The organism is Vibrio sp. V08_P9A1T1 (assembly GCF_963874405.1).
Classification (GTDB): Bacteria; Pseudomonadota; Gammaproteobacteria; order Enterobacterales; family Vibrionaceae; genus Vibrio; species Vibrio anguillarum.
Map to the genome: position 1 here is coordinate 1 of NZ_CAWNIB010000224.1, position 2,429 is coordinate 2,429.

Annotated in this window: 3 protein-coding genes; 2 read left to right on the forward strand and 1 reads right to left on the reverse strand. The window is 42.2% G+C overall.

From position 1 onward, the window contains the following. Positions 1-280: 280 nt before the first annotated feature. Positions 281-571 carry a YkgJ family cysteine cluster protein gene (locus AACT21_RS09280; RefSeq protein WP_094163464.1) on the reverse strand — a complete coding sequence of 97 codons (291 nt, stop codon included), beginning with the start codon at positions 569-571 and terminating at the stop codon, positions 281-283. A gap of 179 nt (positions 572-750) precedes the next feature. Between AACT21_RS09280 and AACT21_RS09285 the strand changes: the two genes are divergently transcribed. Both AACT21_RS09285 and AACT21_RS09290 read left to right on the forward strand, forming a co-directional pair. Beyond that, positions 751-972 carry a TA system antitoxin ParD family protein gene (locus AACT21_RS09285; RefSeq protein WP_094163466.1) on the forward strand — a complete coding sequence of 74 codons (222 nt, stop codon included), beginning with the start codon at positions 751-753 and terminating at the stop codon, positions 970-972. Then, on the forward strand, positions 965-1,255 hold the full coding sequence (locus AACT21_RS09290; protein WP_094163468.1) for a type II toxin-antitoxin system RelE/ParE family toxin: 291 nt from the start codon (positions 965-967) through the stop codon (positions 1,253-1,255). The genes AACT21_RS09285 and AACT21_RS09290 overlap by 8 nt, the downstream gene beginning before the upstream one ends. Positions 1,256-2,429: the final 1,174 nt, after the last annotated feature.

The window sequence follows — 2,429 nt, forward strand, 5'->3', positions numbered from 1 at the left end:
AAGCAACCCAACGCGATCAAGAAACAACAAATATGTGATGACTATTTATCGCTTAACTTAAACCAGAAAACATGGAGTTTACCGTTCAATTCCAACTCGATTTAGCTGATAAAAACTCACTTTGCCTAACGCCCGCTTAAGGGGCAGCCAACGCTACTACTAACTTTCCGCATAACGCCGTAATCACCAAAACCAACGCATAGTAAAAATGCCACGCGTTGGCTGCCCCTCTTGAAGCGTTTGTTATGGCTAACAACTCACTGATTTAAAGGGTAAAACTTTAAGAAAGGTCTATCCGTTCATCTCGACATTCGTAAGAGCCCATTTCGAATTCTCGACAAATCCAAGGGCGATTTTCGTAAATTGTGCACATGAACGTTTCACGATCTAGAGCTGAACACCAACCATCTGACAAACGCAGCATCGTTTCTCCACCCCATTCATCGAATGCAATATGCTGCTCTGGTACACCTGTATTGGTAATGATCATAACCTCCAAACGGCAACAACAAGCATGGCAGTTTGAGCACGATATTTCCGGATTTGATACATTTTTAATTGGGATTGTCATCGAGTTCTTCAGCGAGTTTAATCGCAGAATAGTACTCCAATTTAAACCAATTTACCGACATTAATGATGAACTCAACTTGATAGCCATAACGCCCTCTTGAACCGTTTGTTATGATTCATCTTGCTACCTTCGTAGCGCCACGCTACAATTATTAAAACTTTAAATGAAGGAGCACATTATGTCTACCGCTAGCATACGCCTTGATCAAGACCTCGTAGATAAAGCCGCTATCATGGCCAAAGCATTGAATCGCACTACACCAAAACAAATTGAACACTGGGCTAAAATTGGGGAAATGATGGAAGATAACCCAGATTTACCTTATGAATTTGTTCGACAAGCCATTATAGCTAAAGCTGAAAAAGAAGCCGGAAAACTTGAGGCATACAACTTTGACTAATATTACACAGGTTCTTCAAACGCCATCATTCAAGAAAACCGTTAAAAAACTCCACCAAAATCAGAAAGTGGATCTGGACAATGCGGTCAAAGCACTTATCGAAGATCCGCTTTTAGGCGAGCAGAAAAAAGGAGATTTGTCCTTTCTCCGTGTTTATAAATTCAAAATGGTTAAGCAACTCACTCTTCTTGGCTATAGCTATCAAGATGGGACGGTAACTCTTGAACTCATCGCCCTAGGCGCGCATGAAAATTTTTACCGAGATATCAAGATGTTTTACTGAATCCGGGTGAATCATAACGCTGCGTTAAGTGGTGAGCAACGCGACCACAATCCTAAACCATTGCACCTTAAACACAAAACTCAACTTAGAACCGAAACTCCCAAGCGTTGGGAATCCGTCTTAAACGCCTAGTTAGCTGCTGCACTTTCGCTAGCAAATTACACCAAAATGCCTAATTTGAAACACATTATTGCTTTCAAGCGGCAAAGTAAAACGGACAGCTGTGAAATTAAAACCCAATCCACGAAATGCGCTTGGCAAAGAAGAAATGACCGAGGAAATCCCCATTACTAATCATGGTAATTTGCAAAGAATTCTATCGAAAAAGCCAACGACAAAGCACACAAAACGAATTCAGGCATTCATGAATTTCAACAACAAAGAAGCCGCGCCAACGAACTTAACAAACACAACATTTCCCGTAAGCAGACTTCGTTAAGTTCAAACGCTTCCCGAAAAGTGCCACTGGCGAGATAGTTGAAAAACTAAGATTTGTCCGGTGTGTAGCTAGAAAACCCAAAGCCTTTCCACCCTAAATTCACCGTTTTTCTTAACCCCAGCTAACGCCCGGTTAAGGGGCAGCCAACGCCATAACCACAAAAACCAACGCATGATAAAAATGCCACGCGTTGGCTGTCCCTCTTGAACCGTTTGTTATGTTTAAGCTTCAACGACTTACGTTTTACCAAAACCAAGATTAACTCGCTTTTGACTGACAAACAAAAGCCAAGACCTGAAAAACTGAAACGACTCATAGATTTGAAAAACAGACTTTGAATTTCGGCAATTCAAACCCAAAAACCTGTGATCAAAATATTGATTGAGCCAGCCGAACCAACCTCGCGCATACTCGAAAATCGACTGAGGCAATTCTCTGAATTTCCAGCACCAAAGAATAGATGTCCGGTAAAAAGCGCTCACAAATGCCAACTTGCCGACAAACGCGAAACCAATCAGCCGAGGGAACAAAGAAAAACCATAATCCACTGATTTTTGGTGATTAAACATAACGCCCGGCTAAGGGGTTGACAACGCACCGCCGGACTCAAAAAACACACCGTAAACGCTGAGCTTCAATTTTGCACCAAAGCCGCCACGCGTTGGCAATCCCTCTTGAGCCGTTTGTTAGTTGCCCTTGCTCGACTCTAGTGCTAACATTTGTACACACGCAAAC

Bases quoted from the DNA above. Each gene is read 5' to 3' on its own strand.
- AACT21_RS09280 (WP_094163464.1), bottom strand. From the start codon at position 571: ATGACAATCCCAATTAAAAATGTATCAAATCCGGAAATATCGTGCTCA.
- AACT21_RS09285 (WP_094163466.1), top strand. From the start codon at position 751: ATGTCTACCGCTAGCATACGCCTTGATCAAGACCTCGTAGATAAAGCC.